General features: G+C 69.1%; 19 protein-coding genes and 1 pseudogene. 9 read left to right on the plus strand and 11 right to left on the minus strand.

Features of this window, described 5'->3' with window-relative positions; translation table 11 throughout:
* Position 1: 1 nt before the first annotated feature.
* Together AC1DSC_RS12660 and AC1DSC_RS12665 are read right to left on the minus strand one after the other, a co-directional pair.
* The gene (locus AC1DSC_RS12660; protein ID WP_062363095.1) at positions 2 to 1255 is read right to left on the minus strand and encodes an MFS transporter; all 1254 of its coding nucleotides are present in this window, start codon (positions 1253 to 1255) and stop codon (positions 2 to 4) included.
* A gap of 105 nt (positions 1256 to 1360) precedes the next feature.
* On the minus strand, positions 1361 to 1495 hold the full coding sequence (locus tag AC1DSC_RS12665; RefSeq protein ID WP_259347628.1) for a hypothetical protein: 135 nt from the start codon (positions 1493 to 1495) through the stop codon (positions 1361 to 1363).
* A 129-nt stretch (positions 1496 to 1624) separates the two neighbouring features.
* Between AC1DSC_RS12665 and AC1DSC_RS12670 the strand changes: the two genes are divergently transcribed.
* Together AC1DSC_RS12670 and AC1DSC_RS12675 are read left to right on the plus strand one after the other, a co-directional pair.
* The gene (locus tag AC1DSC_RS12670) at positions 1625 to 2185 is read left to right on the plus strand and encodes a phosphonate degradation HD-domain oxygenase (RefSeq protein ID WP_028254141.1); all 561 of its coding nucleotides are present in this window, start codon (positions 1625 to 1627) and stop codon (positions 2183 to 2185) included.
* Positions 2186 to 2290: 105 nt separating this feature from the next.
* Positions 2291 to 4072 (plus strand): ABC transporter ATP-binding protein/permease, encoded by a 1782-nt coding sequence (locus tag AC1DSC_RS12675; protein WP_028254140.1) that lies wholly within the window; start codon positions 2291 to 2293, stop codon positions 4070 to 4072.
* On the opposite strand, the gene queC is transcribed toward AC1DSC_RS12675, so the two are convergent.
* Positions 4069 to 4782 (minus strand): 7-cyano-7-deazaguanine synthase QueC, encoded by a 714-nt coding sequence (gene queC, locus AC1DSC_RS12680; protein WP_028254139.1) that lies wholly within the window; start codon positions 4780 to 4782, stop codon positions 4069 to 4071. The genes AC1DSC_RS12675 and queC overlap by 4 nt on opposite strands.
* 150 nt (positions 4783 to 4932) lie before the next feature.
* Here queC and AC1DSC_RS12685 point away from each other — a divergent pair, with 150 nt between their 5' ends.
* Positions 4933 to 6039 carry an acyltransferase family protein gene (locus AC1DSC_RS12685; protein WP_028253972.1) on the plus strand — a complete coding sequence of 369 codons (1107 nt, stop codon included), beginning with the start codon at positions 4933 to 4935 and terminating at the stop codon, positions 6037 to 6039.
* Positions 6040 to 6051: 12 nt separating this feature from the next.
* On the opposite strand, the gene AC1DSC_RS12690 is transcribed toward AC1DSC_RS12685, so the two are convergent.
* Positions 6052 to 6528, minus strand: coding sequence for a cyanophycin metabolism-associated DUF1854 family protein (locus tag AC1DSC_RS12690; RefSeq protein WP_028253971.1), 477 nt, complete (start codon positions 6526 to 6528; stop codon positions 6052 to 6054).
* Positions 6528 to 8810: a cyanophycin metabolism-associated ABC transporter gene (locus AC1DSC_RS12695; protein WP_028253970.1), complete on the minus strand. Its 2283-nt coding sequence runs from the start codon at positions 8808 to 8810 to the stop codon at positions 6528 to 6530. Before AC1DSC_RS12695 ends, AC1DSC_RS12690 begins: the two co-directional genes overlap by 1 nt.
* Before the next feature lie 139 nt (positions 8811 to 8949).
* Between AC1DSC_RS12695 and AC1DSC_RS12700 the strand changes: the two genes are divergently transcribed.
* From AC1DSC_RS12700 to AC1DSC_RS12720, 5 genes are all read left to right on the plus strand, one after another.
* Entirely contained in the window at positions 8950 to 11196 is a 2247-nt protein-coding gene (locus tag AC1DSC_RS12700; RefSeq protein ID WP_012746208.1) for a cyanophycin synthetase, read from the plus strand.
* Positions 11197 to 11212: 16 nt separating this feature from the next.
* On the plus strand, positions 11213 to 13780 hold the full coding sequence (gene cphA, locus AC1DSC_RS12705; RefSeq protein WP_018903581.1) for a cyanophycin synthetase: 2568 nt from the start codon (positions 11213 to 11215) through the stop codon (positions 13778 to 13780).
* A 170-nt stretch (positions 13781 to 13950) separates the two neighbouring features.
* Positions 13951 to 14367: a hypothetical protein gene (locus AC1DSC_RS12710; RefSeq protein ID WP_028253969.1), complete on the plus strand. Its 417-nt coding sequence runs from the start codon at positions 13951 to 13953 to the stop codon at positions 14365 to 14367.
* Positions 14368 to 14447: 80 nt separating this feature from the next.
* Entirely contained in the window at positions 14448 to 14957 is a 510-nt protein-coding gene (locus AC1DSC_RS12715) for a hypothetical protein (RefSeq protein WP_028253968.1), read from the plus strand.
* Between the two features lie 172 nt (positions 14958 to 15129).
* Positions 15130 to 15384, plus strand: a complete 255-nt coding sequence (locus AC1DSC_RS12720; protein WP_018903584.1) for a hypothetical protein — start codon at positions 15130 to 15132, stop codon at positions 15382 to 15384.
* A gap of 25 nt (positions 15385 to 15409) precedes the next feature.
* Here AC1DSC_RS12720 and AC1DSC_RS12725 read toward each other — a convergent pair whose 3' ends face one another.
* A complete protein-coding gene (locus tag AC1DSC_RS12725) occupies positions 15410 to 16189 on the minus strand; it encodes an SDR family NAD(P)-dependent oxidoreductase (RefSeq protein ID WP_028253967.1) in 780 nt (259 codons plus the stop codon).
* 120 nt (positions 16190 to 16309) lie between these two features.
* Between AC1DSC_RS12725 and AC1DSC_RS12730 the strand changes: the two are divergent.
* Positions 16310 to 17176, plus strand: a pseudogene (locus AC1DSC_RS12730) (LysR family transcriptional regulator); the annotation flags it as partial.
* A gap of 52 nt (positions 17177 to 17228) precedes the next feature.
* Here AC1DSC_RS12730 and AC1DSC_RS12735 read toward each other — a convergent pair.
* From AC1DSC_RS12735 to AC1DSC_RS12755, 5 genes are all read right to left on the minus strand, one after another.
* Positions 17229 to 18146, minus strand: a complete 918-nt coding sequence (locus AC1DSC_RS12735; RefSeq protein ID WP_028253966.1) for a dihydrodipicolinate synthase family protein — start codon at positions 18144 to 18146, stop codon at positions 17229 to 17231.
* A gap of 6 nt (positions 18147 to 18152) precedes the next feature.
* Positions 18153 to 19904 (minus strand): IlvD/Edd family dehydratase, encoded by a 1752-nt coding sequence (locus AC1DSC_RS12740; RefSeq protein WP_028253965.1) that lies wholly within the window; start codon positions 19902 to 19904, stop codon positions 18153 to 18155.
* Between the two features lie 36 nt (positions 19905 to 19940).
* Positions 19941 to 20969 carry a galactofuranose ABC transporter, permease protein YjfF gene (gene yjfF / locus AC1DSC_RS12745; protein ID WP_012746199.1) on the minus strand — a complete coding sequence of 343 codons (1029 nt, stop codon included), beginning with the start codon at positions 20967 to 20969 and terminating at the stop codon, positions 19941 to 19943.
* Positions 20966 to 22000, minus strand: coding sequence for an ABC transporter permease (locus AC1DSC_RS12750; protein ID WP_028254138.1), 1035 nt, complete (start codon positions 21998 to 22000; stop codon positions 20966 to 20968). Before AC1DSC_RS12750 ends, yjfF begins: the two co-directional genes overlap by 4 nt.
* 145 nt (positions 22001 to 22145) lie before the next feature.
* On the minus strand, positions 22146 to 23666 hold the full coding sequence (locus AC1DSC_RS12755; protein WP_028253963.1) for a sugar ABC transporter ATP-binding protein: 1521 nt from the start codon (positions 23664 to 23666) through the stop codon (positions 22146 to 22148).
* Positions 23667 to 23672 lie beyond the last annotated feature (6 nt).

Below are 23672 nucleotides of genomic sequence, written 5' to 3' on the forward strand. Positions count from 1 at the left end.
GCTACGCCGCGGCGGTGCGAAGCCGCAGATGCCGGACCCTGAACAGCAGCATCGCCGCGATGCTGACGTTCAGCAGGTTCCAGCCGATGCCGTTGAGGAACGCCGCGTGGTAGCTGCCGGTCAGGTCGAACACCTTGCCCGACATCCAGCCGCCCAACGCCATGCCGAACAGCGTGAACATCAGCACCGTGCCCACGCGCGCGCCGGCTTCCTCGGGCGGGAAATGCTCGCGCACGATGATCGCGTAGGACGGCACGATGCCGCCCTGGAACAGCCCGAACAGCGCCGAGATCACATAGAGCGACACCAGCCCGTCGAACGGCAGGAACAGCAGCAGCGCCACGCCCTGCAGCGCGCCGCCGAGCAGCAGCGTGCGCAGCCCGCCGATGCGGTCGCAGATCGCGCCCGACACCAGCCGGCTCACCACGCCGAAGCCCAGCATCAGCGACAGCATCTGCGCGCCCTGCGCCGGGCCGTAGCCGAGGTCGCCGCAGTAGGCCACGATGTGCACCTGCGGCATCGCCATGGCCACGCAGCAGGCCACGCCCGCCACGCACAGCAGGCCCTGTGCGGTGCCCATGCTGAAGCCGAAGGGCCGCGTCATGTCGCGCCGCCGCCCGGCATGGCCCGCATGGCTGGCCGGCGCCGCGGCCACTGCCGGCGGCCGCGCGCGAAAGAAGAGCGCGAGCGCCGCCATTGCCAGGCCGCAAAAGAGGCCCATGCCGATGTAGGTCTGGCGCCAGCCCACCGTCTCGATGAAGTGCTCCGCAATCGGCGGCCCGATGGCGCCTGCCACGTAGTTGCCGCTCGCGCACACCGCCACCGCGATGCCGCGCCGCTTGACGAACCAGAGCGAGGTGTCCGCCACCAGCGGCGCAAAGGCCGCGGCGCTGCCGAGCAGGCCGACCAGCACCGCCTGCGCGAGGGTGAAAGACACGATGCCATCGGCCATGCCGCACGCGACATAACCCACGCCGAGGCTCAGCGCGCCGATCAGCAGGGGCCACATCACGCCGAAGCGATCGGCCAGCCGCCCCATCAGCACGCCGCCCACGCCGAAGCCGAGCATCAGCAGCGTGTAGGGCAGCGAGGCATCGGCGCGCGCGATGCCGAACTCGGCCTGCACGGCCGGCAGCATCACCGAGACCACGTACATGCCACTGCTGCCGACCGTCATGACCAGCAGCGTGAGGCCGAGCCGCAGCATGGCGTAGCGCGAATCCGCCTCGTGGGCGCTTGTCTCGAATGTCTTCATTGTTTTTTGCTCCGCGCCGAGGATACCGCCGGGCGCGGACATGCGAAGGCAAGCGCGCGCAATGCCCGGCGGCGCATGGCCGCCCGCGCGCCCGAGAGGGGCGAATCAGCCCGCGAACGGGACCGGCATCACGACATCGGCCGAAGCCTTCGGCACCGGCACGCCAGGCTTGGGCTTGTCGTTGCAGCCGGCCGCCACCAGGCCGATGCAGAGCAGAAGAACAAGGACTGTGCTTCTCATGCGGCGGATGCTATGCCCGCGGCCTGGCAAGTCAAGTCGGACGCCGCGCCGACCGTGCCGCGCGGCTGCATGGCGCCTCATGGGATTCGTCATGCGGGTGTCATTGCGGTGCGCGAAGCTGCCGGGTCCATGACACTCGACCTCGCCAAAATCGCCCGCCTGTTCGCCGAGCGCGGCGGGGTTGCGTATGCGGGCGAGCCGGTGTCGCAGCTCGAGCATGCGCTGCAGTGCGCATGGCTGGCAGAGCAGGCCGGCGCGGGCGATGCACTGGTCACGGCCTCGCTGCTGCACGATCTCGGCCACCTGCTGATCGCCGAGCACCAGACGCTGCCGCGCTCGCCCACCGAGCTGGGCATCGACGACCGCCACCAGTACATCGCCATGCCGCTCCTGCGCGGCGTCTTCGGCGCCGAGGTGCGCGAGCCGATCCGGCTGCACGTGGACGCCAAGCGCTACCTTTGCGCGACACGGCCCGGCTACTTCTCGCGGCTCTCGGCGGATTCGGTGCGCAGTCTCGCGCTGCAGGGAGGCGTGATGGACGAGGCCGCGGCGCAGCGCTTCGCCGAGCAGCGCTGGGCCGGCGATGCGGTGCGGCTGCGGCTGTGGGACGAGGAAGCGAAGGTGCAGGGACGCGAGACGCCGCCGCTCAAGCACTTCCTGGAAGCAGCGGCGCGGGTCATGCTGCACTGAGCACTTTGCGGGGCGCCGGGCCGGTTCAGTCCCGCTTAAGGAACATTTGACTACCATCGTTTCTTCACGAAGTCCGGCGCACCCGCGCCCAGCGAGGAAACCTGCATGTCTTTATCCGTCACGGCGCGCGCCGCCACGTTCGCCCAGGTAGTGAAGCGCGTCTTCACGCTTGCGGCGCCCTACTTCCGTTCCGAGGAAAAATGGCGCGCCCGCGCGATGCTGCTGGGCATCGTCGCGCTGAACCTGTTCTACGTGTACGTGGCGGTGCTGGGCAACCAGTGGTACGGGCGCTTCTACGACGGGCTGCAGAACAAGGACTCGGCGGTCTTCTGGCGCGAGGTGGGCGTCTTCGGCTGGATCGCCTTCTTCAACATCGCGGTGCAGGTGCTCAAGTTCTATGTGACGCAGCTGCTGCAGCTGCGCTGGCGCACCTGGATGACGCGCGACTACCTGTCGCGCTGGATGGCCGACCGCACCTTCTATCACCTCGAGCTTGCGCGCTACGCGAACAAGGAAGGCCAGGCGCCCGACAACCCCGACCAGCGGATCCAGGAGGACATGCAGATGTTCACCGACTACACGATGACGCTGTCGATGGGCCTCCTGAACGCCGTGGTCACGCTGGTGAGCTTCGTGGGCATTCTCTGGGGGCTGTCGGGCAGCTTCGCGTTCTCGATGGGCGGCAGCAGCTACCAGATCGCGGGGGCGATGGTCTGGCTGGCGGTGGCCTATTGCGTGGTGGGCACGGCCATCACGCACTTCATCGGCCGCCCGCTGATCGGCACCAACTTCCGGCAGCAGCGCTTCGAGGCCGACTTCCGGCACCACCTGGTGCGGGTGCGCGAATACAGCGAGGCCATTGCGCTGGACAAGGGCGAGAAGGTCGAGCACGGCCAGCTCGACCTGCGCTTTGGCAGCGTGCTGCGCAACTACCTGGTGCTGATCAAGCAGCAGAAGAACCTGATCACCTTCACCTCGTTCTTCGGGCAGGCGGCCGTGATCTTCCCGTTCCTGGTGGCCGCGCCGCGCTTCTTCAGCGGCGCCATCCAGCTCGGCCAGCTGATGCAGATCTCGTCGGCCTTCGGCAAGGTGCAGGATTCGCTCAGCTGGTTCGTCGACAACTACGACCGCGTGGCCGTCTGGCGCGCAACCACCGACCGCCTCACCAGCTTCGACGATGCGATGCGCGCACATGCGGCGCGCAGCCAGTCGCTCGAGCGCGACGGTACCGCACCCGCGCTGCAGACCGGCGACCTGACGGTGGCCCTGCCCAACGGCACCTCGCTGCTCGCCGGCGCGGCGCTCGCGGTCCAGCCGGGCGACAGCGTGCTGCTGCAGGGGCCGTCGGGCAGCGGCAAGTCGACCCTGTTCCGCACTTTTGCCGGCATCTGGCCGTTCGCACGCGGCCATGTGAAGGTGCCCGAGGGCGCGGTGTTCATGCCGCAGCGGCCCTACGTGCCGGACGGCACCCTGCGCAATGCGCTGACCTATCCGAATCCGGCCGAGAACTACAGCGATGCCGAGCTGCGCCAGGCGCTGGCCGATGCGCTGCTGCCCAACCTCGTGGACCGCCTCGACGACAGCGATGCCTGGAGCCAGAAGCTTTCGGGCGGCGAGCAGCAGCGGCTGTCGATCGCGCGTGTGCTGCTGAAGAAGCCGTCGTGGCTCTTTGCCGACGAGATCACCAGCGCACTCGATGCCGAGGCCGAGGGCGTGCTCTACAAGCGGCTCTCCGACCGGGTGAAGGCCGCGGGCGGCGCCATGGTGTCGATCGCGCACCGCGCGGCGGTCGGCGACTTCCACAACCAGCGCTGGACGCTGGTGCCCCAGCCCGAAGGCGCACCGGCGGGCGGCGCGCGCTACCGGCTGGAGACTGCGGCCACCTAGACCTGCTGGGGGCGCGAGGCGTAGCGCTCCCAGCCCTTCTTGCGCAGCTCGCAGGCCGGGCACTCGCCGCAGCCGTAGCCCCAGGCCTGGCGATGTTCGCGGTCGCCGAGGTAGCAGGTGTGGGTTTCTTCCACGATCAGCTCGACCAGCGGCTCGCCGCCCAGGCGATGCGCCATCTGCCAGGTCTCGGCCTTGTCGATCCACATCAGCGGCGTCTCGATCACCAGGCGGCGCTCCAGCCCGAGCGAGAGCGCGAGCTGCATGGCCTTCATGGTGTCGTCGCGGCAGTCGGGGTAGCCCGAGAAGTCGGTCTCGCAGACGCCGGTGACGATCACCTGCAGCCCGCGCCGGTAGGCCAGCGCGCCGGCCAGCGTGAGGAACAGCAGGTTGCGCCCCGGCACGAAGGTGTTGGGCAGGCCGTCGGCCTGCATTTCAAAGGCCACCTCCTCGGTGAGCGAGGAGCCGCCGAGCTGGGCCAGCGCGGCCAGCGTGAGCACGTGGTCCTCGCCCAGGCGCGGCGCCCAGTCGGGGAAGCGCTCGCGCATCCTGGCAAGGATGGTGCCGCGCACGTCGAGCTCGATGCGGTGCCGCTGGCCATAGTCGAAGCCCAGCGTCTCGACGCGCTGGTACTTGGACAGCGCGTCCGCAAGGCAGGTGGTCGAATCCTGGCCGCCGGAGAACAGGACGAGGGCGGTGGTGTGCAGGGGCATGTCCGTCTCTTCAAAACCGCGATTTTCGCAGCCTTGGCGGCGCAACGTGGCGCCGCACCAACAGCCGCGGCCGTCCGGCCCTGCCGATGCACCACCAAAGTGCTATCTCGGGCAGAATCCGCGCGATTCGAAGGAGAGGCAACGCACAACATGCGCGAACAAGGGTCGATCCACGGCCTCGGCGATTACCTGGAGACCCGCAATTTCGCAGCGCTCGATGGGCTGCGGGCGGTGGCCGTCTTTCTTGTCTTCGGGTTCCACTTCGGCGGTCCGCGCTGGGACAAGTTCTCGGGCTGGCTCGGCGTGCATGCCTTCTTCGTGCTCTCCGGCTTCCTGATCACCACGCTGCTGCTGCGCGAGCGCGATGCCACCGGCACGGTGTCGCTCAAGGCCTTCTACATCCGGCGCGCGGCCCGGATCCTGCCGCTCTATTTTCTGGTCTACCTGCTGGTGCTCGCGCTGAGCTACCTCGCCCAGGGCGCGGCCTGGGAGCAGATGAAGGCGGCCACGCCCTACTACCTCACGCTGCTGAACGAGTTTGCCGGCTTCGCGCCGCTGCAGATGACCTGGACGCTGGGCGTCGAGTGGAAGTACTACCTGGTGTGGCCGGCGCTGTTCACGCTGTTCGGTTCCACCGCCGCCTCGCGCTTCGGGACCGCTGCATGCAGCCTCGCGCTGCTGGTTGCCGTCTGGATGACCGGTGCCCACCCGGCCGGATTCTCGCCCTGGCACTACCTTGGCATGCTGGTGGGCTCGATGGTGGCGATCGCGATGCACACGCGCCGGACCTTCGCATGGATGCGCGGCCTCATGACGCAGACGGCCGCCATCGCGATCGCGCTCGCCCTGTTCCTGGTGCACCGCAAGTCGCTCACGATCAGCGCGCGCTTCGGCGAGCCGCAGCTGATTGCCGTGTACGTGGTGCTGGTGGGCCTGTGGCTGCCTTCGCTGGTTGCGGCGGACAGCTGGCTGCGCAGGCTTCTTTCGTCGCGCTTCATGCTGTTCGTGGGGCGCCGCTCGTACGCGATGTACCTGGTGCAGTACCTCGCGGCGCAGGCCGTGATCGGCATCTCGCCCACCACGGTGGCGGGGGCGACGCTGCTGTTCGCGTCCTTCGGCGTGGCACTGCTTGTCTCCGACTTTCTCTACCGCCGGTTCGAGAAGCCGATCACCGACTGGGGCCACCGGCAGGCCCGGGCGGCCACCCAGCCGGCGCCTGCCTTGCCGGCCGCATCGGGCGGCGCCGCGTCGGCCTGAACGCGCGGCGGTCTAGAGAAAGCGCTCCAGCAGCTTGCGCGAGGCGCGGTCGAGCGCCTTCACGTCGGGAATGCGGAACTGCACGCCGTGCGCGCTGGCAATCAGCAGTGCGCCGCCTTCGAGCCGGCGGATGTCTTCCTCGGCCTTGAGCACGAAGCTGGTGTCACCGCGGTCGGTGCTCACGGTCCAGGTGCTGGGCACGCCGAAGCTCGACACGCCATGCAACTTGAGCAGCGTGGGTGCAAAGTCGCGCACCGCGAGCTCCTGTTCGAGCAGCGCGCGCGCCGCCGCCGGCAGGGCCTCGAGGCGGTCGATCCAGACCAGCTCGCGGCCTTCGCTGCCGACCAGCGACACGCCCTCGCCGGGCGCGCTGAGCGGAAAGGCGCGCACAGGCGTCACGCCCACGTGGCGCTCGCCCTCGGCATCGGTCAGCACCAGGCGGCCGAAGGCATCGCGCTCGAGGTCGAAAGTGGGAATGGTGTCGTTCATCATGCGTCTCCGGCGGGATGGGCCGCATGGCTGATGACCAGGGGCAGCTGCGCGCCGGCGCGTTCGTCGACGGCGCCTTCGCTCGCCTCCTCGTCGGCCTGGCGCAGCTGCGCCTGGTAGAGCCGCCAGTAGGCGCCCTGCTTCTCCATCAGGGCGTCGTGCGGACCGACCTCGACCACCTCGCCGCGGTCCATGACCACCAGCCGGTCGGCCTTGCGCAGCGTCGAGAGGCGGTGCGCAATGGCGATGGTGGTGCGGCCCTGCACGAGGTTGTCGAGCGCCTTCTGGATTTCCTTCTCGGTCTCGGTGTCCACGGCCGAGGTGGCCTCGTCAAGGATCAGGATGCGCGGGTCGATGAGCAGCGCGCGCGCAATGCTGATGCGCTGCCGCTCGCCGCCCGACAGGCCCTGGCCGCGCTCGCCCACCAGCGAGTCGTAGCCGTGCGGCAGGCGCAGGATGAAGTCGTGCGCATGCGCGGCGCGCGCGGCGGCCACCACTTCGGCGCGTGTGGCGTCGGGCTTGCCGTAGGCGATGTTCTGCGCGATGGTGCCGAAGAACAGGAACGGCTCCTGCAGCACCAGCCCCACGTGGCGCCGGTAGTCGGCCACGGCAAAGCGGCGGATGTCGGTGCCGTCGACCTTGATGGCGCCGTCGGTCACGTCGTAGAAGCGGCAAATCAGGTTGACCAGCGTGCTCTTGCCCGAGCCGCTGTGGCCCACCAGGCCGATCATCTCGCCGGGCTCGATGGTCAGGTCGAGGTCGTGGATCACGGCGCGCGAGCCGTAGCGAAAGCCCAGCCCGCTCATCTCGATGCGGCCCTGCACGCGCTCGATCTTCACCGGGTTGGCGGGCTCGGGCACGTTGCTCACGTGGTCCAGGATGTCGAAGATGCGCTTGGCGCCGGCCGCCGCCTTCTGCGTGACCGAGACGATGCGGCTCATCGAATCGAGCCGCGTGTAGAAGCGGCCGATGTAGGCAATGAAGGCCGTGAGCACACCCACCGTGATGCTGCCGCGCGCCACCTGCCAGATGCCGAAGCCCCAGACCACGAGCAGGCCGATCTCGGTCAGCAGCGAGACGGTGGGCGTGAACAGCGACCAGGTGCGGTTGAGCTTGTCGTTGACCTGCAGGTTGTAGGCGTTGGCCACGCGGAAGCGCTCGGCTTCGCGGCGCTCCTGCGCAAAGGCCTTGACCACGCGGATGCCCGGGATGGTGTCGGCCAGCACGTTGGTCACCTCGGACCACACGCGGTCGATCTTCTCGAAGCCGGTGCGCAGCCGGTCGCGCACCACGTGGATCATCCAGGCGATGAAGGGCAGCGGCACCAGCGTGACCACGGCCAGCAGCGGGTTGATGGAAACCAGGATGACCGCGGTCATCACGATCATCAGCACGTCGTTCGCAAAGTCGAGCGCGTGCAGCGAGAGGAACACGTTGATGCGGTCGGTTTCCGAGCCGATGCGCGCCATCAGGTCGCCGGTGCGCTTGCCGCCGAAATAGTCGAGCGGCAGCGTGAGCAGGTGCTCGTAGGTGGTGGTGCGCAGGTCGGCGCCGATGCGCTCGGACACCAGCGCCAGCAGGTAGGTGCGCGCCCAGCCCAGGCCCCAGCCGACCAGCGCCGCGCCCAGCAGCCCGCTCAGGTAGAGCCCGACGCGCGCCGGGTCGATCTTCTGCCCGTTCTGGAACGGAATCAGGATGTCGTCCATCAGCGGGATGGTCAGGTAGGGCGGCACCAGCGTCGCGGCCGTGGAGACCAGCGTCAGCAGGAAGCCTGCGATCAGCTGCTTGCGGTAGGGCTTGGCGAAGCGGCCGAGCCGCAGCAGCACCCAGGTGGAGGGCGGTGCCTGGAGCTCGGCGTCGGGCAGGGCCAGGTCGTCGCCGTCGGGCTCGGCTGTCGCCTCGGCGACAGTGCCGTTCTCGCGCTGGCCGAAGAGCTTGAGTAGCCGCAGCGCGGCCGGCTGGCTCGCCAGCGTGTAGCGCCAGCGCGCAAGGCGCCCTTCGGCACCCACCAGATCGAGCGTTCCAACGCCCGAATGGTCGCTCAAATGCAAACGGAGGGCCGAATCTGATAGTGTCCACTCACACCACTGGCCATCCGGTTGCAGCGCCAGCAGCCGCCGGTCGGTGAGGGCCACGAGCCCAAAGGTAAACAGAAGTTCATCGTCAAGGTCAACCGGCAGTGTGACCAGAACGTTTTCCGCGGCTGCGAGCCGGCTTTTCAGCGCGTCTGAGGCCGCCTCGATTTCGCCCTCCCGGGTGCCGACTGGATCGTGATGTTGCATTGTGTTTCTTTGACTCTTGCCCGTCGCGGGCCGCAGGGACCGCGCCATGGCGTCCTTTGTCGGGCGCCGATTCTGACCGATTGCCATGGGCGCGCTTGAAGGCGCCGCGGTGCTCGGCCAAAGCACATCGAACGTTTGCATGACCCGTTTCGACGACATCCGCCTGCTGCGCATCAACTATTTGCGCGGTCCGAACCTCTGGACCTACCGGCCCGTGCTGGAAGTCTGGCTCGACCTGGGCCAGCTGGAGGACTACCCCTCCAACAAGATCGACGGCTTTACCGACCGGCTCACGGCGCTGCTGCCGGCGCTCATCGAGCACCACTGCGGCGTGGGCGAGCGCGGCGGCTTCATCCAGCGGCTGACCGAAGGCACCTGGTCGGGCCACGTGCTGGAGCACGTGGTGATCGAGCTGCTGAACCTGGCCGGCATGCCGACCGGCTTCGGGCAGACCCGCAGCACCTCGGAGCACGGCGTCTACCGCATGGTGTTCCGCGCGCGCGACGAGCAGGTGGCCCGCGTGGCGCTGGCCCAGGGCCACCGCCTGCTGATGGCGGCGATCAACAACGATCCCTTCACCGCAGACGACGTGCAGAAGGCGGTCGATGCGGTCAAGGCCAAGGTCGAGGACTGCTACCTCGGCCCGAGCACCGCGGCCATCGTGTCCGCCGCCACCGACCGCGGCATTCCGCACATCCGGCTCAACAGCGGCAACCTGGTGCAGCTGGGCTATGGCGCCAACCAGCAGCGTATCTGGACCGCCGAGACCGACTACACCAGCGCCATCGGCGAATCGATCGCGAGCGACAAGGAGCTGACCAAGTCGCTGCTCGCGAGCTGCGGCGTGCCGGTGCCCGAGGGCCAGGTGGTGGCCAGCGCCGAGGAAGCCTGGGAAGCGGCCGAGGACATCGGCCTGCCGGTGGTCGTGAAGCCCTCGGACGCCAACCACGGCCGCGGCGTGTCGCTCGAGCTGACCACGCGCGACGAAGTCATGGCCGCCTTCGCGGTGGCCGAGCCCGAAGGCAGCGACGTGATGGTCGAGCGCTTCATCCGCGGCCACGAACACCGCCTGCTGGTGGTGGGCGGCGAGGTGGTGGCGGCCGCGCGCGGCGAGATCATCACCGTGACCGGCGACGGCAAGAGCACCGTGGCCGAGCTGATCGACAAGCAGCTCAACAGCGATCCGCGCCGCGGCGCCGAAGAGGAATACCCGCTCGACCTGATCGTGCTGGACACCGACGCCAAGCTGCAGCTCGAACTCAAGCGCCAGGAGCTCGACGGCGCCTCGGTGCCGGCGGCCGGCCGCGTGGTTACGATCCAGCGCAACGGCAACATGGCCAACGACTGCACCGACCAGGTCCATCCTGAAGTCGCGCATGCCGCCGTGCTGGCCGCACGCGTGGTGGGCCTGGACATCGCGGGCATCGACCTGGTGGCACTGGACATCGGCAAGCCGCTCGGCCCGCAGCGCGGCGCCATCGTCGAAGTGAATGCCGGCCCCGGCCTCTTGATGCACCTGAAGCCGGCCGTCGGCTCGCCGCGCCCGGTGGGCCGCGCGATCTGCGACCACCTGTTCCCGGGCGATGCGCCGGGCCGCATCCCCGTGATCGGCGTGGCCGGCTCGCGCGACACCGCGGTGCTCGCGCGCCTGGTCGCCTGGCTCATCAACCTGGGCGGGCGCCACACGGGCCTGGCCTGCCGCGACGGCCTGTTCCTGGAGCGCCGCCGCGTCGATGCGCGCGACAGCGCCAACTGGGAAGCCGGCCGCCGCCTGCTGGTGAACCGCGCGGTGGAAGCCGTGGTGATCGAGAACGGCGCCGAGACCATCCTGCGCGACGGCCTGGCCTACGACCGCTGCGAGCTCGGCATCGTGACCGACCTCGAAGGCGCCGAGGCGCTGGCCGACTACGACATCACCGAGAGCGACCAGATGGTCAAGGTGCTGCGCACGCAGGTCGACGTGGTGCTGGGCGAAGGCACCGCGGTGCTCAACGCGGGCGATCCGCGCGTGGCGGGCCTGGCCCCGCTGTGCGACGGCGCCGTCATTCTCTATGCGGCCGACCCGCAGGCTGCCGCGCTCACCGCGCACCAGGCCGCCGGCGGCAAGGCCGTGCTGGTGCGGCAGGACCGCGTGGTGCTGGCCAACGGCAGCAGCGAATCCTTCCTGCCCGGCCTCGGCCGCCTGACCGTCTGGCGCGCCACGCACGCGGGCGTGAGCCTGGAGAGCGTGCTGGCCGCGGTGGCCGCGGCCTGGGCGCTGGGCATTCCGCTGAACCTCATCGGCGCCGGCGTCGAGGCCTTCGAGGCCGACCTGCAGGCGGCGCTGGCCTCGCTGCAGCTTTCGCAGACACAGCCGCTTTCGTCCCCCCAACTGCAACTCGCCTGAAGCGCACCGCCGCCCCATGAAAGTCACCCGTATCCGCGCCTTGCGCGGCCCCAACCTCTGGAGCCGCCACACCGCCATCGAAGCGGTGGTTGCCTGCGAAGGCGACGAGAACGCCATCAGCCGCCTGCCGGGCTTCGAAGCACGCCTGCGCGCGCTGTTCCCCCACATCGGCGAGCTGCATCCGATGGTGCTGGGCCAGCCGATGGCCCTGGCGCACGTGCTCGAGAACGCGGCCGTGGCGCTGCAGGCCCAGGCCGGCTGCGCGGTCAACTTCGGCCACACCTCGCCCACGGTGGAAGAAGGCGTCTACCAGGTCGTGTTCCAGTACAGCGAAGAGGCCGTGGGCCGGCGCGCCATCGAACTGGCCGAACAGCTGATCGCGGCCGCGCAGGCCGACACCGCCTTCGACGCCGCCGCCGCCATCACCGAGCTGCGCGACCTCGACGAGTCCGAGCGCCTGGGCCCGAGCACCGGCTCCATCGTCGATGCCGCCGTGGCGCGCGGCATTCCCTACCGCCGGCTCACCAGCGGCAGCCTGGTGCAGTTCGGCTGGGGCTCCAAGCAGCGCCGCATCCAGGCGGCCGAGGTCGACAGCACCAGCGGCGTGGCCGAATCGATCGCGCAGGACAAGGAACTCACCAAGCAGTTGCTCAACGCGGCCGGCGTGCCGGTGCCGCTGGGCCGCCCGGTTTCGGATGCGCAGGACGGCTGGGCCGCGGCCGTGGAGATCGGCCTGCCCGTGGTGGTGAAGCCGCAGGACGGCAACCAGGGCAAGGGCGTCACGGTCAACATCACGACCCAGGAGCAGCTCACCGCCGCCTACGATTCGGCCGCCGCCTATGGCGAGGTCATGGTCGAGAAATTCCTGCCGGGCTTCGACTTCCGCCTGCTGGTGGTGGGCGACCGCCTGGTGGCCGCCGCGCGGCGCGATCCGCCGCACGTGATCGGCGACGGCAGCGCCACCGTGCGCCAGCTGATCGACGCCGTGAACCTCGACCCGCGGCGCGGCGAAGGCCATGCCACCTCGCTCACCAAGATCCGCCTGGACGACATCGCCATCGGCCGCCTCGAGGCCCAGGGCCTCATGCCCGACAGCGTGCCCGCGCGCGGCCAGCGCGTGGTACTGCGCAACAATGCCAACCTGTCCACCGGCGGCACCGCCACCGACGTGACCGACACCGTGCACCCCGAAGTGGCCGCGCGCGCGGTCGATGCGGCGCAGATGGTCGGCCTGCACATCTGCGGCGTCGACATGGTCTGCGAGAACGTGCTGCGCCCGCTCGAGGAACAGCACGGCGGCGTGGTCGAGGTCAATGCCGCGCCCGGCCTGCGCATGCACATCTCGCCCTCGTTCGGCCGCGGCCGCGCGGTGGGCGAAGCCGTCATGGACACGCTGTTCGCGCATGGCGACGACGGCCGCATTCCGGTGGTGGCCGTGACCGGCACCAACGGCAAGACCACCACGGCGCGCCTCATCAACCACCTGCTCGCATCCAGCGGCCTGCGCACCGGCATGACCAACACCGACGGCGTGTACGTCGACGGCCGCCAGACCGACAGCGGCGACTGCAGCGGCCCCAAGAGCGCGCGCAACGTGCTCATGCACCCCGACGTGGATGCGGCCGTGTTCGAAGTGGCGCGCGGCGGCGTGCTGCGCGAAGGCCTCGGCTTCGACCGCTGCCAGGTGGCCGTGGTCACCAACATCGGCAGCGGCGACCACCTGGGCCTGAACTACATCACCACCGTCGAAGACCTCGCGGTGCTCAAGCGCGTGATCGTGCGCAACGTCGCGCCCGACGGCTACGCGGTGCTCAATGCCGCCGACGTCAACGTCGCCGCCATGGCCGCCGGCTGCCCGGGCCACGTGATCTTCTTCACCGCCGACCGCCAGCACCCCGTGATGGCCACGCACCGCGCGCAGGGCAAGCGCACCGTCTACGTCGACCAGGACACGCTGGTCGCGGCCGAAGGCTCCTGGCGCGAGCGCATCGCGCTGCGCGACGTGCCCATCACGCGCGGCGGCACCATCGGCTTCCAGGTCGACAACGTGATGGCGGCCGTGGCCGCCGCATGGGCCGTGGGCCTGGACTGGGACACCATCCGCAGCGGCCTCGCGAGCTTCCTGAACGACGCGGCCGGCGTGCCGGGGCGCTTCAACGTCATGGACTACCGCGGCGCCACCGTGATCGCCGACTACGGCCACAACACCGACGCCATGCGCGCGCTGGTCTCGGCCGTGGACACCATGCCGGCCAACAAGCGCTCGGTGGTGATCAGCGGCGCGGGCGACCGGCGCGATTCCGACATCCGCGACCAGACCGCCATCCTCGGCCAGGCCTTCGACGACGTGATCCTCTACCAGGACGCGGCCCAGCGCGGCCGTGCCGACGGCGAGGTGATGGCGCTGCTGCGCCAGGGCCTGCAGGGCGCGGCGCGCACGCGCTACATCGACGAGATCCGCGGCGAGTTCGTCGCCATCGACACCGCGCTTGCGCGGCTGCAGCCGGGCGACCTGTCGCTGATCCTGGTCGACCAGGTCGAGGAAGCGCTCGCGCACCTGGCGCAGCGCATCGCGGCGGGCTGACCCGCACCGGGCCGGCCGCGCGCCGGCCCATGCCGGACACGTCCCACACGCAAGGGCGAGTCCGGCCGGGGCTGCTGTCTGTGCCGTCCCACACCCCGCACGGCCTGCACCGGACCACACTGCGTGTCCGGTCGCGCTTTCGGAGGGCGCGCCTCAACCAGGAGCACCCGATGACAACAACAGTTCGTTCCACCCTTTGTGCTGCCGCGCTTCTTGCAGCAAGCGGCCTGCTTTTTTCCGGCGCATCACAAGCGCAGGCGCCCGGCACGGCCGCACGTGCGCAGCAGGAGCGCGCCACCTGCGACGGCGTGCAGCAGGACCGCGCGGCCTGCCTGCGCGAAGCCGGCGCCGCGCGCCAGGAAGCGGGCCGCAACGGCCTCACGAGCGCGAGCCCCGGCCGCTACGACGCCAATGCCATGGCGCGCTGCCGCGAACAGCCCGCGGCCGACCGCGCCGACTGCGAGGCGCGCCTGCAGGGCGGCGCACGCACCAGCACCGAAGGCAGCGTGATGGGCGGCGGCGTCATCCGCGAAACAGTGACACCGCTGCCGGCACAGCCGGTACAGCCGGCCGCACCCGCGCGCTGACCGGCAGGGGCCGCAAGGAACCCGGCGCGGCCCGACTTGTCCAACAGTTTCATGTTTCAGGTCACTCCAAGGAGCACCCCATGAACAGCACCACCCGTTCGATGATTGCCGCCCTGATTGCCGTGGGCGGCCTGGCCGCCGCCACCTCGGCCTCGGCCCAGCCGCGCCGCGGCGATTCCACCTACCAGCAGGAACTCGCGGTCTGCGGCCACAACCAGCAGGACCGCGCGGCCTGCATCCGCGAGGCCGGCGCCGCACGCCAGGAAGCCGCACGCGGCGGCCTGACCAGCGCGCCCGACTACCAGCGCAACGCCCTCGCGCGCTGCGGGCTCCAGCCACCGGCCGACCGCGCCGACTGCGAGGCCCGCGTGATGGGCGGCAGCGGCAACACCCGCGGCAATGTGGATGGCAGCGTGATGGGCGGCGGCGTGATCCGCGAATCGGTCACCACCGTCGTCATGCCGGCACCCGCCGCCGCGATGCCGGCGCCGATGCCCGCGCCTTCGCGGGTCCCGCCGCCGGCCATTGCGCCCATCGCGCCGATGGAGCCGGCGCCGATGCCGGCTCCCATGCCGGCACCGATGCGCTGAAGCGCTGAAGCACGCGATCCAGCGGCGTCCCCGCCGCCCGCACCGGGCGGCGGTGGATGCATGCGCCATGCCCGTCAAGGGCAATGACCTTCGCATGTCACACGACTGTCATAAAGCACGAGGGCGTGCTAGCTATAGTTCTCGGTCTCTGCCTACCGAGGAACACTATCCCATGAATGCCATCAAGGTCGCTCGCCGATTCATAGAAACGGACCCGGCCAACGAGTCGTCCAAAATCCTGGCGCAGCTCGTGTTGGCGCTCGAATCCGAACGCAGCTTCGAGCTGGTCACGCTCTACAGCCTCGACTACAAGAGCTTCGAGCTCGCCATGGACATCCTGAAGGAATGGCGGCTCGACCGCTACTACGCGAGCAAGTCGAAGCTGTTCGACCTGTCCCTGCAAGTGAGCGAGCTCGAGAAGAGCTGAGCCCCAAGCGGCCGGGGCTGCGCGCTCAGACCAGCATCCCTCCGGAAGCTTCGATGCGCTGGGCATTCACCCAGCGACTGCCCTCCCCCAACAAGAGCGCGATCACTCCGCCGATATCGTCGGGCTGGCCCGCGCGTCCGAGCGCGGTGAAACCGGCCACCATCGCGTTCACCTGCGGGTTGTCGCGCACCATGCCTCCACTGAAGTCGGTTTCGATCGCACCCGGCGCGATCGTGTTGGCCGCAATGCCGCGCGCGCCGAGTTCCTTCGCGAGGTAGCGTGTGAGCGTTTCCACGCCGCCCTTCATCGCGGCATAGGCGGATGCACCGGCGATCGAGAACCGGGTGAGCCCCGACGATACGTTGACGATGCGTCCGCCGTCGTTGATGAGCGGCAGCAGCTTCTGCGTGAGGAAGTACGGCCCCTTCAAGTGCACGTTGAAGAGCATGTCGAACTGGGCTTCCGTCGTGTCCTCGAAGTTCGCGTGCAGGCCCACGCCGGCGTTGTTCACCAGGAAGTCGAAGCGCTCGCGCTGCCAGGTGGCAGCCAGCGCCGCCTTCACCGAATCCGCGAATGCGGCGAAGGTCGTGCTGTCCCCGACATCGAGCCTGAGGGCGACGGCGCGGCGCCCCTTCGCCTCGATCTGCGCCACCACCGCCTGCGCGCTGGCGTCGTTCGACACGTAGGTGAGGATCACGTCGACGCCATCGGCGGCGAGCGCCAGCGCGGCGCTGCGGCCGAGGCCGCGGCTGCCGCCGGTGACGAGTGCGATGCGCAAGGGGTTGGCGGTTGTGGAAGCTGTCATTTCAAAGTCCTTGGTGGGTTGATCGATGAGTCGATGGGTGGACTTTAAAAATTACCGTCAGAAAGATAAATTCCGGGAAACTGCGCACACTGTCAACCAAAAAGGAAACAATCCTCGGCCATGAACACCGATGAATTGCGCATCTTCTCGAGGGTGGCCGAGCTCGCGAGCTTCAGCCGTGCTGCGGACCAGCTCGGCCTGACCCGCGCGCGCGTCTCGGTGGCCGTGCAGCAGCTCGAGGAGCGGCTGGGCACGCGGCTGCTGCAGCGCACCACGCGCAGCGTGCGGCTCACCGAGGACGGGGCGCGCTTCCTCGACCGCTGCAAGGACTACCTGGCCGAGGGCGAGCAGCTCGCCACCATGTTCCGTTCGCACGCCGGCGGCCTCACGGGTCGGCTGCGCGTCGACCTGCCGAACGCCATCGCGCGCGACCTCGTCATTCCGCGCCTGCCCGAATTCCTCGCGCGGCATCCCGCGCTCGAAGTCGGCATCAGCACCTCGGACCGCCGTGTCGACCTGGTGCACGAAGGCTTCGACTGCGTGCTGCGCGTGGGCATGCTCGGGGATTCGGAACTCGTCGCGCGGCCGCTCGGTGCACTGCGCATGGCCAATGCGGCGAGCCCCGGCTACCTGCGCGCGCACGGCACGCCCCGCACGCTCGACGACCTGGCGCAGCACCAGGTCGTTCATTTCGCGCAGACGCTCGCCTCCAGCGACGCAGGCTGGGAGTACCTCGACCCCGCCGATGGCGTGTACAGGACATGGCCCGTGGCGGCGACCGTCACGGTGAACGGCACCGACGCCTACCAGGCGGCCGCGCGGGCCGGCCTGGGCCTGATCCAGGCGCCGTTCGCGGGCCTGGAAGCGAGCCTGGCCGCGGGCGGGCTGGTGCAGGTGATGCCGGAGTTCAGCGCGCGCCCGATGCCGGTTTCGCTGCTCTATGCCAACCGGCGCCAGCTCGCACCGCGCGTGCTGGCCGTGATGGACTGGCTGACCGAGATCGTCGCGCCCTACTTCGTCAAGGGGCGCGGCGCCACTGTCAACGCCCCCAGCGCAGCACCATCGGGTCGAGCCGCTTCGCCGTCTCGATCAGGCCGGCGCGCGTCTCGGGGTGCATCGCCGGCAGCGGATGGCGCGGCGCCTCGCAAGCGATCACGCCGCCCTCCTTCATGAGCGACTTGCAGGCCAGGAGGCCCGCCTGGCGGTTCTCGTAGTTGATGAGCGGCAGCCACTGCTGGTAGAGGGCGAAGGCCTTGTCGCGGTCGCCCGCGCGGTGCGCCTCGATGATCGGGCGGATGCCGTCGGGATAGCCGCCGCCGGTCATCGAGCCGGTGGCGCCGGCATCGAGGTCGGGCATCAGCGTGATGGCCTCTTCGCCGTCCCACGGGCCTTCGACCGCATCGCCGCCCAGGCGGATCAGCTCGCGCAGCTTCGACGCGGCACCGGCCGTTTCGATCTTGAAGTAGGCGACGTGCTCGATCTCGCGAGCCATGCGCGCGAGAAAGGCCGCCGACAGCAGCGTGCCGCTCGCGGGCGCGTCCTGGATCATGATCGGGATGTTCACCGCATCGGACAGGCCGGCGTAGAACTCGAAGATCTGCGGCTCGGGCACGCGGAAGGTGGCGCCGTGGTAGGGCGGCATCACCATCAGCATGGCGGCGCCCATGTCCTGCGCGCGCCGGCTGCGCTCGGCGCAGATGCGGGTGCTGTAGTGCGTGGTGGTGACGATCACCGGCACGCGGCCCGCCACATGCTCGAGCACCGTGCGCGTGAGCACCTCGCGCTCGTCGTCGGACAGCACGAACTGCTCGGAGAAGTTGGCCAGGATGCACAGGCCGTCCGAGCCCGCGTCGATCATGAAGTCGACGCAGCGCTTCTGGCTCTCGAGGTCGAGCGCGCCCTGTTCGGTGAAGGTGGTCGGCACCACCGGGAAGATGCCGCGGTATCTGGGGGTCATGGTGGATCAGTGTGAATGGCGGGGAACGGCGGAGCCTCTGCAGCCCACCAGAAAATCGAAGTCGCAGCCTTCGTCGGCCTGCAGCACGTGGTTGACGTAGAGCTTCTGGTAGCCGCCGCCGCGCGTGCTCATGGGCTGCGCGTCGGCACTGCTGAGCGAAGCCAGGCGCGCGGCCAGCTCTTCGTCGCTGATGTCCAGGTGCAGGCGGCCCGCATCGCAGTCGAGCTCGATCCAGTCGCCGTCGCGCACCGCCGCAAGCGGTCCGCCGTCAGCCGCCTCGGGCGCGACGTGCAGCACCACCGTGCCGTAGGCCGTGCCGCTCATGCGTGCATCCGAGATGCGCACCATGTCCTTCACGCCCTGCCGCAGCAGCTTGGGCGGCAGGCCCATGTTGCCGACCTCGGCCATGCCAGGGTAGCCCTTGGGGCCGCAGTTCTTCATCACCATCACCGAGCTGGCGTCGATCTCGAGGCTCTCGTCGACGATGCGCTCCTTGTAGTGCTCCAGGTTCTCGAACACCACCGCGCGGCCGCGGTGCTTGAGCAGTTCGGGCGATGCGGCCGAGGGCTTGAGCACCGCGCCGCGCGGCGACAAATTGCCGCGCAGGATGCGGATGCCGCCGTCGGCGATCAGCGGCTTGTCGAGCGGGCGGATCACCTCGTCGTTGAGGCTCGGCGCCTCGCGCACGTTGTCCCAGATCGACTGGCCGTTGACGGTGAGCGCGCCGGGGTGCGGCAAGAGGCCGTTCTCGCCCAGGCGCCGCAGCACCGCGGGCAGGCCGCCCGCGTAGTAGAACTCCTCCATCAGGAAGCGGCCCGAGGGCAACAGGTCGACGATGGTCGGCGTGTTGCTGCCGATGCGCGTCCAGTCTTCCAGTTCCAGGTCGACGCCGATGCGCCCCGCAATGGCCTTCAGGTGGATCACCGCATTGGTCGACCCGCCGATGGCGGCATTGACGCGAATGGCATTCTCGAAGGCCTCGCGCGTGAGGATCTTCGACAGCGTGAGCCCCTCCTTCGCCATCTCGACCGCGCGCATGCCCGACATCTGCGCGAGCACGTAGCGCCGCGCGTCGACCGCGGGAATGGCCGCGTTGTGCGGCAGCGAAGTGCCCAGCGCCTCGGCCATGCAGGCCATGGTGGAGGCCGTGCCCATGGTGTTGCAGGTGCCGGCCGAACGCGACATGCCGCCTTCGGCCGAGAGGAACTGGTGCAGGTTGATCTCGCCGGCCTTGAGCGACTCGTGCAACTGCCACACGGCCGTGCCCGAGCCGATGTCCTTGCCGTCGAGCTTGCCGTTGAGCATCGGTCCGCCCGTGACCACGATGGCCGGGATGTCGCAGCTGGCCGCGCCCATCAGCAATGCGGGCGTGGTCTTGTCGCAGCCCGTGAGCAGCACCACCGCATCGACCGGGTTGCCGCGGATGGCCTCTTCGACGTCCATGCTCGCAAGGTTGCGCGTGAGCATGGCGGTGGGCCGCAGGTTCGATTCGCCATTGGAGAACACCGGAAACTCGACCGGAAAGCCGCCCGCCTCCGAGATGCCGCGCTTCACATGCTCGGCGATCTTGCGGAAGTGCGCATTGCAGGGCGTGAGCTCCGACCAGGTGTTGCAGATGCCGATGATCGGCCGGCCGTCGAACTCGTGGTCCGGTATGCCCTGGTTCTTCATCCAGCTGCGGTACATGAAGCCGTTCTTGTCGGCCGAGCCGAACCATTCGGTCGAGCGCAGCTTCTTCTTGGGGGTGTTGTCCGGCATGCGGAAGTTTCCTGAAAGCGAGAAAGAAAAAAAGCGTCAGCGCCGTGGCGCACGCGAAGTGAAGAAGCGCTGCAGCAGGCAGAACACGAAGAGCAGCGCACCCACCACGATGCGCGTCCACCACGAGCTCAGCGTGCCGTCGAAGGAGATCAGCGTCTGGATGATCCCGAGCATCAGCACGCCGAACAGCGTGCCCGCCACATAGCCGACGCCGCCCGTGAGCAGCGTGCCGCCGATCACCACCGCCGCAATCGCATCGAGCTCCAGCCCCAGCGCATGCAGGCCGTAGCCCGAGAGCATGTAGAAGGTGAAGATCACGCCCGCGAGCGCCGAGCAGAAGCCCGACAGCGTGTAGACGCCGATGATGGTGGAGCGCACCGGCAGGCCCATCAGCAGGGCCGACTGCTCGCTGCCGCCAATGGCATACACCGCGCGGCCGAAGGGCGTGCAGTGCGCAATGAACACCGCCGCCAGCAGCACGCCGATGGCGATCACCGCGCTGATCGACAGCGAAGCCTCGCCCCAGACCGGAATGCGGATCTGCGAGACCTCGGCATAGAAGGCGTTGGTGATGCTGATGGAGTCGATGCTGATCAGGTAGCAAAGCCCGCGCGCCAGGAACATGCCCGCGAGCGTGACGATGAAGGGCTGCAGCCTGAAGCGCTCGATGAGCAGTCCCATGAACGCGCCGAAGGCCGTGCCCATGGCCAGCACCAGCGGAATGACCACCGCCGGGCTCCAGCCGTGCTTCTCGACCAGCGAGGCCGACACCATCGTGGTGAGCGCGATCACCGAGCCCACCGACAGGTCGATGCCGCCCGAAAGAATCACGAAGGTCATGCCCACGGCCACGACGATCAGGAAGGCGTTGTCGATCAGCAGGTTGAGGAACACCTGCGCCGAGAAGAAGCCGTCGTAGAACACCGAGCCCAGCGTGGCCACCAGCACGAAGAGCGAGATGGTTGCGGCCAGCGGCAAATACTTGGGATTGAACCCTGCCCTGCCCCCTCTTCCGCTCGCGGGAGAGGGCTGGGGTGAGGGTGCCGCTTCGATCACCGCGCTCATGCCCGTTCCCCCTCATGCACCGGCCGCTGCACCAGCGTGCGCACTTGTGCCCGGAACTCCGGCGATTGCAGCAGCATCACCGCGAACACCACCACCGCCTTCACGACGAGGTTGATCTCCGGCGGCACGCCCAGCGAATAGATTGCATAGGTCAGCGTCTGGATGATGAGCGCGCCGATCACGCTGCCCATGAGGCTGAAGCGTCCGCCCGTGAGCGCGGTGCCGCCCAAGGTCACGGCCAGGATCGCGTCGAGCTCCAGCAGCTGGCCGGCGTTGTTGCCGTCCGCGCTCTTGACATTGGAGCTGATCAAAAGGCCCGCCACGCCCGCGCACAGCCCGCAGAACGCATAGGCGCCCACGACGAGCCTGCGCGCCTGCACGCCGGCCACGCGCGCGGCCGTCGGGTTGATGCCCACCGCCTGGATGAAGAGCCCGAGCGCCGTGCGCGTGATGGCCAGGTAGAGCAGCACGAACACCGCGGCCACGATGAACAGCGAGAACGGCAGGCCCAGCAGGTAGCCGCTGCCGAGGAAGAAGAAGGGCTTGTAGTAGATGGTGATGATCTGCCCGTCGGCGATGAGCTGCGCAACGCCGCGGCCCGCCACCATGAGGATCAGCGTGGCAATGATCGGCTGCATGCCGACCTTGGCCACCAGCATTCCGTTCCAGAGGCCGCAGAGCAGTGCAACGCCCAGGGCCGCGAGGATCGCAAGCGGCATCGGGAACCGGCTCACGTCGCTCGCCACCGAGCCGCCGATCATCCAGGCCGCGACGGCCGCCGCAATGGCCACGACCGCGCCCACCGAGATGTCGATGCCGCGCGTGGCAATCACCAGCGTCATGCCCAGCGACACCAGCACCAGCGGCGCCGCGCGGTTGAGGATGTCGACCAGGCTGCCGTACAGGTGGCCGTCGCGCCATTCGAGGTGCAGGAAGCTGGCGTTGAACGCGGTGTTGACCGCGAGCAGCAGAAGCAGCGTGACGATGGGCCAGGCGAGGCGGTGGCTCATGAAGGAGGAGAGGCGTGTCATGTGTTCCGCCTTGCTCCTTCCCCTTCCGGGGGAAGGCTGGGATGGGGGCAGGCGGCGCCAGCAATGCGGCAGCGCTCAACGGAAGGCCGCTGTGCCCCCACCCCTGCCCTCCCCCGGGAGGGGAGGGAGAAAAACAAAGAAGGCGTCATGCTGCGGCAATCATTTCGTAGACCTCGTCCTCGGTCGAACCACCTGGGAGTTCGCCCACCTTCTGCCGGTCGCGCAGCACCACGATGCGATGCGCGACACGCACCACCTCGCTCATCTCCGACGAGATGAAGATCACCGCCATGCCCGCCTTCGCGAGCCGCAGGATCTCTTCCATGATCTCCTGCTTGGCCGCCACGTCGATGCCGCGCGTGGGCTCGTCGAGGATCAACAGGCGCGGCTCGGTCGCGAGCCAGCGCGCGATCATGGCTTTTTGCTGGTTGCCGCCCGAGAGCAGGCCGATGGGGGTTTCCACGCTCGCGGTCTTGATGCCCAGCGACGCGACAAAGCGCTCCGCGATCGCCGTCTGCTCGGCGCGCGACAGGAAGCGCCGCACGCCCAGGCGCGCCTGCAGCGCCAGCGCGATGTTCTCGCGCACCGAGAGCTCGGCCACGATGCCGTCGGTCTTGCGCTCTTCGGGGCACAGTGCGAGCCCTTCGCGGATCGCGTCGGCAGGGTTCGAGAAGCTGACGGAGCGGCCATCGATGCTCAGCACGCCGCGGTCGGGCGCTTCGAGCCCGAACAGGAGGCGCGCCAGCTCGGTGCGGCCCGCGCCCAAGAGGCCCGCGATGCCGACCACCTCGCCAGCGCGTACGCGCAGGTCGGTGGCCTGCAGCTGGCCCGCCTGGCCCAGGCCCTCGGCCTGCAGCAGGGCGGGCGCCGCTTCATCGAAGGCCGGCAGCGCCGCCGGCCGGGCTGACTGCGCCGCCAGCTCGCGCCCCAGCATCGCGGCAATCAGTGCCTGCGGGCCGAGGTCCGCGGCGCGCCACTCGCCCACCCAGTTGCCGTTGCGCAGCACCGTGATGCGGTCCGACACCGCATACATCTGGTTGAAGAAGTGCGTCACGAAGACGATCGCGAGACCTTCGCTGCGCAGGCGCCGCAGCACCTCGAACAGCTTCTCGACCTCGTCGTCGTCCAGGCTCGAGGTCGGCTCGTCGAGGATCAGCACCTTCGACGACACGCCCAGCGAGCGCGCAATGGCCACCATCTGCTGCACCGCGACCGAATAGCTCGACAGCAGCCGGCTCACGTCGATGTCCAGGCCGATGCGCGCCAGCAGCTCTTCGGCGCGCCGGTTCACCGCCGCCCAGTCGATGCGAAAACCCTGCGCCGCGCCGCAGCGCGGATAGCGGCCCGCAAACACGTTCTCGGCCACCGAAAGGTTCGGGCACAGGTTGACCTCCTGGTAGACCGTGCTGATGCCGAGCTTCTGCGCCTCCAGCGGCGAGGCGGGATGAATGGGTTGTCCGTCCAGGTGCATCTCGCCACCGCTCGACGGAAGAACCCCCGTGAGCACCTTGATGAGCGTCGACTTGCCCGCGCCGTTCTGCCCCATGAGCGCATGGATCTCGCCGGGGTAGAGCTTCAGCTGCACGTCGCGCAGCACCGGGATGCCGCCGAACTGCTTGTGGATGCCCCGCAGTTCGAGCACGGGGCTGGTGCTGCTCTGGCTCATGCGCTC

The sequence above is a fragment of the Variovorax sp. 01N425 genome (genome assembly GCF_056399465.1).